Raw genomic sequence first — 6,642 nt, forward strand, 5'->3', positions numbered from 1 at the left:
CAGCGTCATCAGTCAGGCGAAATACAGCGGCCTGCGCATCGTGATGGTCATCGAGCCGGACTCGCTGCCGAACCTCATCACGAACCTGAGCTTCCCCAAAGTAGCGGAGGCAAACACAACCGGAGCCTATGTGCAGGGCGTGCAGTATGCCATCGGCACGCTGCGTTCGCTCACGAATACCTACGCCTACATCGATGTGGCTCATGCGGGCTGGCTGGGCTGGTCAAACAATCTCAAACCCTTTGCCGAGCTGCTCAAAAAGGTCGGCGCAGGCATCCCTGGCGGCAACGGCAAGGTGGATGGCTTCATCAGCAACACGGCGAACTACAACGTCTTCGTGGAGCCTTACATGAAGGCAGAGCAAAAGGTGAAAGCGCGGCAGGTGCGCTCGCTGCGCGGTTGGTATGACATGAATGATCACATCGAGGAGCAAAGCTTTGCCAATGCGTTGCGCACGGCCTTGATCACCGGTAGCGACGCGTATCCGGCCAGCGTTGGATTGCTGCTCGATACCTCGCGCAATGGCTGGGGTGGCCCGAAGCGTCCCACCGGGCCAAGCACCTCCACCGACCTGCGCACCTTTGTGACCGAGACCACGCTCGACAAACGCACGCACAAAGGCAACTGGGGCAACCAAAGCGGCGCAGGCATCGGCGCGCGTCCCGTGGCGAATCCTGCGCCGAACTACGATGCCTTTGTCTGGGTGAAGCCGCCCGGGCAATCCGACGGCTCCAGTTCGCTGATTCCCCAAGGCCCCGAGAATCCGGATGGCAAGGGCTTCGACCGCATGTGCGACCCGACCTATAAAGGCAATGCGCTGAATGGCCACACGCGCACCGGCGCTCTACCGAACGCGCCCGTTGCTGGGCGTTGGTTTCAGGCGCAATTCGAGGAGTTGGTGCGGAATGCTTATCCACCTTTTGAACCATGAAATCATTCAGCCTGCCTCTGTTCATCGCCATTGCTTGCAGTGGCACGCTCGCTTCTGCCGACTGCTTCGACGCCGACTTCATCAAGACCACGCTGATCAAGGTCGCGGAGTGGCAATTGCAGCATCTGCCGCCGCGATGTGGGCCGCCGGAGCCGTTTTGCTCTCCGGCAGTGAAGTGATGAAATGCTCATTCGTCCCTCACACGCACCGCGAAAAAGTATCTCCATGAAAATCACGCTAATCCTTGTCACCGCCCTTCTGCTTTCGCCACTCGGCGGACGAGCCGCCACCGATCCATCCAAACCTAACATCATCCTCATTCTCGCGGATGACCTTGGTTACGGCGATCTCGGCTGCTACGGGGCGGCGAAAGTGAAGACGCCGAACATCGATAAGCTCGCCAGTGGTGGGCGGCGGTTCACGGATGCGCATTCGGCTTCATCCGTATGCACACCGTCTCGGTATGCGCTGCTGACGGGCGAGTATCCATTTCGTAAAAATCTGTGGGGTCCGGTGATGAATCCCAGTCCGCTGGTGGTCGATGTGACGAAACCGACGGTGGCGAGCCTATTGAAGGCGCAGGGTTATGCCACGGCTTGTTTTGGCAAATGGCACCTTGGTTTTGGTGACAAACCGAATCCAGATTGGAACACCGATTTGAAACCGGGGCCGTTGGAGTGCGGTTTCGATCACTACTTTGGCATCCCGGTCGTGAACAGTCATCCACCCTTCGTGTGGGTAGAGGATCACCGCGTCGTCGGACTCGATCCCGCCGACCCGCTGAGGTATGGCGGCAAGGCAGAGACGCAGAGTTTCCCTGAAAAGATGCTCAAGCCCGCCATGTCCGGTGCCAAGGCAGCTCATGCGCTGTATCGTGAAGAAGAACACGGCACCACACTCACGGAAAAGGCCACTCACTGGATGCGTGGGCAAAAAGACGAGCCCTTCTTTCTCTACTTCGCCACGCCGCACATTCATCATCCGTTCACTCCGGGCGCGAAGTTCAAGGGCAGCAGCGAGGCGGGCCGCTACGGCGATTTCATCCAAGAGTTCGACTGGATGGTCGGCGAGGTGATGCGCACGCTCGATGAACTCAAGCTGCGCGACAACACGCTCGTCATTCTCACCAGCGACAACGGCGGCATGCTCAACGAAGGCGGCCAGGAAGCATGGAAGGCCGGCCATCGGCTCAACGGCGAGCTACTCGGCTTCAAGTTCGACTCATGGGAAGGCGGGCATCGCGTGCCATTCATCGCGCATTGGCCAGGCCATATCCCCGCTGGTTCGGTGTCGAATCAACTCATCTGCCAAATCGACCTGCTAGCGACTCTCGCAGCGCTCACGGGGTCCAAAACAACCGGACCAGACAGTGTGAATGTGCTGCCAGCCATGGTCGGCACGCCCGACAAACCCTTGCGTGACCAGCTCGTGATCGCTCCGCACAAAGAGAAGAACCTCGCCCTTCGCGAAGGCCGCTGGCTCTACATCGGCGCACAAGGCGGCGGCGGCTTCAACGGCACGAAGGTCGGCGATCACATGCTCGGTGGCCCTGGAGCACTCAAATTTACTGGTGAAATCAACAGCGACATCGCCAACGGTAAAATCAAAGCCGACGCACCCAGCGCCCAACTTTACGACCTTGAGGCCGATCTCGCCCAATCATACAACATTAGCCAGGAACATCCCGAGCAGGCTTCAAAAATGGCCAAACAGCTCAACGAAGTGCAAAAGCATCTCCACAGCACACCATGAAACAAACCATCCCACTCCTTGCAGCATTGCTGCTCGCGCCACTTCTCGGATTGGCAGCCGCCGAGCCGGCCAAACCGAACATCGTCCTCATCTTCATTGATGACTTGGGCTATGCCGACATCGGACCCTTCGGCAATTCCAAGGTGCGCACACCGCACCTCGACAAGCTGGCAACCGAGGGCATGAAGTTCACCAGCTTCTACGCCACGCCGGTCTGTTCCATGTCTCGCGCGTGCCTGATGACTGGCTGCTACAACGCCCGTGTCTCCATTCCTGGAGTGCTATTTCCAAAGGACACCATCGGCCTGCATCCAAACGAAGTCACACTGGCGGAGATCGTGAAGCAAAAGGGCTATGCGACCTGCTGCATTGGCAAGTGGCATCTGGGCTGGCAGCCGGAGTTTTTACCCACGCGCCAAGGATTCGACCACTACTTCGGCCTGCCTTACAGCAATGACATGGGAGCTGGGAATAGAGGACGAGGCCTCCCGCCGCTACCTTTGATCAAAGGAGACAAGGTCATCGAGACAGAGCCGGATCAATCCCAGCTCACACGCCGCTACACTGAAGATGCGGTGGGTTTCATCCGCGAGCACAAGGCTGCGCCGTTCTTCGTCTATCTTCCACACACGATGGTGCATCATCCGCTCGCTTCGTCCGCAGCGTTCTCGGGCAAGAGCCAGCAAGGAGATCTCGGCGACGCCATCGAAGAGGTGGACTGGTCAGTCGGGCAGATTCTGGCGACGCTCCAGGAACTCAAGCTCGACGACAACACGCTCGTCATCTTCACCTCCGACAACGGCCCGGCGAGTGGTCGCGCAGCACCGCCGTATCGCGGCAGCAAAGGCAGCAACTTCGAAGGCGGTGTCCGCGAGCCCTGCATCATGCGCTGGCCCGGAAAGATCCCCGCAGGCACAACCTGCAATCAGATCGCCGGCAATATCGACATCCTGCCCACCTTCGCCAAACTCATCGGCGTCGAGCCTGTAAAGGATCGCGTCCTCGATGGCCGTGACATCACTACCCTCATGTTCAATGCCAACGCCGGGCCCGTGCGTGATACACATCTCTACATCGGAGGCGATAAGGCCGCCGCCATTCGGCAGGGCGATTGGAAGCTCTTCCTCAAGGGCGACGGCGCCGACAAGAAGACTAAAAAAGCCGCTGGAACAAAAACCAAGCCCCCAAAAGGCGGCCCCGTCCCCAGCCTCTACAACCTCGCCACCGACCCTGGTGAAACTCAAAACGTCGCCGCTGCCAATCCCGAGATCGTCGCCCGCCTGAAAAAGGAACTGCTCGCCCGCGATGCTGAGATTCAGGCCAACAAACGACCGGCAGGACAGGCGGAAGGGACAAAGTAGGCCAATCGAATCCCAACCATTCACGCCTCTGATCCCTGTCTATCTCCTCTATTTTTATGCACCCAAAAGGCACGGTAACCGCCCTCCTAATTCTCACATCCTTCACCGCGATGGCGGCAGACTGGATACATCTCCCCTCCAAAGGCACCGCCAACGGCAATAAGATCGTCTTTGTCACCGGCGATGATGAATACCATTCGGAGACTTCGATGCCGATGATGGCGCACATCTTGGCCGAGCGGCATGGGTTTGACTGCAAGGTGCTCTTTGCCATCAATCGCACCACAGGCGTCATCGACACGAGTCAGCGCGACAACATTCCAGGCCTGGAGGCATTGGCAGATGCTGACTTGATGGTCGTCTATACGCGCTTCAGGGCGCTGGAAGATGCGCAGATGAAGATGTTTCAAAACTACCTGGATTCCGGCAAACCAGTCATCGGCATCCGCACCGCCACTCACGCCTTCGACTTCAGCAAGCTACCCGACAGCCCGTTCGCGAAATACAGTTACTCCAACAAAAGCGAGACCTTCACCGGCGGCTTTGGTCGGCAGGTGCTTGGGCAGAACTGGATCGCGCACTGGGGCGGGCATGGCAGGCAGAGCACACGCGGCAGATTCGCGCCAAATGCCGCCGCACATCCCATTCTGCGAGGCATCGCCGATGGCGAGGTCTGGGGGCCAACGGATACCTATGAAGCCAGCGTGCCTCTGCCCGATGGCTGCCAGACTATCCTGTTTGGCGAAGTGTGTGAGTCGATGGAGCCGGACGCTGGGCCTGCGTTGGCTGTTGCCGGTCGGGTGGATAAGAACAAGCCGATGATGCCGATTTCTTGGACCTATCAGCGTCCCGTGGGAGTCAAAGGGCGCGTCTTCGCCAGCACCATCGGCGGCGCGATGGCCGGCAAGGACGATTGGGCCAACGAAGGCATGAGGCGCATGTTCGTGAACGCCTGCTTCTGGACTTTGCAGATGGAACCTCCAGCCAAAGCGGATGTCACGCCGGTGGTTGATCAGAACCACTTCAAGCGCGGTGTGAAGCCAGAGGAAGCCCTCAAAAAGGCACTCTCGGGTGCTCCAGTTGAGAAGCCAGCCGCGCGGCCCCAGGGCGGCAACAGAAAGGCTGCAAAAGAGGTGCCCGCATCTGTCACCAAGGCACCAGACGACAACATGATCCTCTTCTACGGTAACTCGATGATCGAGCGCCTGCTCGAACACGGTGAGCTGGAAGCACGGCTACAAATCGCCCAACCCAAAGCCAAGCTCGCCATCCGCAGCCTCGCATGGACAGGCGATGAAGTCGGCAATCGCCTGCGTCTCGAAGGCTACGCCAAGCACATGAAGAACCTCCTCGCTGAGTGGCCGGCGAAGACCATCGTGCTGGGCTACGGCTTGAATGAGTCCTTTGCGGGTGAAGCCGGATTGAAGGCCTTCCGCGAGCAATACGCCGTGCATCTCAACCAACTCGGTCGCAGCCATCCAAGCGCTCGCTTTATGTTGCTATCGCCCATCGCCATCGAAGGCGCTTCGGAGGCTCAACAAGCCAATGTCGAGCGCTACAGCAAAGCCATCGCTGAGATCGCCGCCGAGACCAAAGCCGAGTTCATTGATCTCTTTTCGCTCACCCGTCAGGCCTACGCCGCCTCCGACAAACCGTTGACCATCAACAACGGCACTCACCTCAACACCGAGGGCAACAGCCTTGTCGGCAAAGCCATCGCTGAGGCTCTAGCGGTCGCTCGCGGATTGAGCAGCTCCGATGTCAACGCACCGGATCCAGCGCATCTGCATGAGGTCGGCTTAGCCGCTGCGGCAAAGCATGATCGTGTGGCCGAAGTCGTGCGTCCGAAGAACGGCGTCGTGTATTTCGGCGTGCGTGCACGGCCCGATGAATACGCCGAGGAAATGCCGCGCTACCACGAGATGATCCGCCTGACCGATGCTGTGGTGCATCAGCTCGCCGCCGATCCCAAACTCACCTTTGCCAGCATCGCCAAGCCATCGCTGCCGCCACTGCCCGAGCGCCCAGGCCGCGATGACGGCCCGAAAACAGGCATCCCAAAGCCCGTCGCCGAGTCCATGGCCGAGTTCAAAACAGCTCCGGGATATGAAGTCAGCCTCTTCGCGTCCGAGGAGCAATTCCCCGAGATGCGCAACCCCGTGCAGATCGCTTTCGATGCTCGTGGCCGACTCTGGGTGGTCACCATGCCGTCCTTTCCCCACACCGTGCCAGGCCTCACGCCGCCGGACAAGATCATCATCTTGGAAGACACCGACCGCGATGGAAAAGCGGACAAGCTCACACCCTTTGCCGAGGGACTCGATGCGCTCGATGGTATCGCGTTTCATCATGATGGCGTCATCATCTCCGAGCAGCCAAGGCTGTGGCTGATGCAGGATACCAATGGCGATGACCGCGCCGACACGAAGCGCGAGCTGCTGCGTGGCATCGACGTCACCGACTCGCATCACGGCGGCATGATCGCGTCCGATCCCCTGGGCGCGGTGATCTTCAGCGATGGCGTGTTTCATCGCTCGCAATTGGAGACACCCTTCGGCGTGCATCGCGGCATGGATGCCACCACCTATCGACTCGATG

General features: G+C 59.3%; 5 protein-coding genes. All 5 read left to right on the forward strand.

All coding sequences use genetic code 11. From position 1 onward, the window contains the following. A partial coding sequence (locus ACKVY0_RS15675; RefSeq protein ID WP_409215761.1) for a glycoside hydrolase family 6 protein occupies positions 1-931 on the forward strand: 931 nt, incomplete at its 5' end. Then, positions 928-1,110, forward strand: a complete 183-nt coding sequence (locus ACKVY0_RS15680) for a hypothetical protein (RefSeq protein WP_409215762.1) — start codon at positions 928-930, stop codon at positions 1,108-1,110. The genes ACKVY0_RS15675 and ACKVY0_RS15680, both read left to right, overlap by 4 nt. Before the next feature lie 46 nt (positions 1,111-1,156). Further along, positions 1,157-2,683 carry a sulfatase family protein gene (locus ACKVY0_RS15685; protein ID WP_409215763.1) on the forward strand — a complete coding sequence of 509 codons (1,527 nt, stop codon included), beginning with the start codon at positions 1,157-1,159 and terminating at the stop codon, positions 2,681-2,683. Further along, a complete protein-coding gene (locus tag ACKVY0_RS15690) occupies positions 2,680-4,044 on the forward strand; it encodes a sulfatase (RefSeq protein ID WP_409215764.1) in 1,365 nt (454 codons plus the stop codon). Before ACKVY0_RS15685 ends, ACKVY0_RS15690 begins: the two co-directional genes overlap by 4 nt. 56 nt (positions 4,045-4,100) lie before the next feature. Then, the coding region (locus tag ACKVY0_RS15695; RefSeq protein ID WP_409215765.1) for a ThuA domain-containing protein at positions 4,101-6,642 on the forward strand (2,542 nt) is incomplete at its 3' end.

Origin of the sequence: Prosthecobacter sp. (assembly GCF_046154365.1) — a bacterium.
Taxonomy (GTDB): Bacteria; Verrucomicrobiota; Verrucomicrobiia; order Verrucomicrobiales; family Verrucomicrobiaceae; genus Prosthecobacter.

What these genes read in the sequence shown, in the direction of transcription:
- ACKVY0_RS15680 (WP_409215762.1), top strand. Translation starts at nt 928, where the DNA reads ATGAAATCATTCAGCCTGCCTCTGTTCATCGCCATTGCTTGCAGTGGC.
- ACKVY0_RS15685 (WP_409215763.1), top strand. Translation starts at nt 1,157, where the DNA reads ATGAAAATCACGCTAATCCTTGTCACCGCCCTTCTGCTTTCGCCACTC.
- ACKVY0_RS15690 (WP_409215764.1), top strand. Translation starts at nt 2,680, where the DNA reads ATGAAACAAACCATCCCACTCCTTGCAGCATTGCTGCTCGCGCCACTT.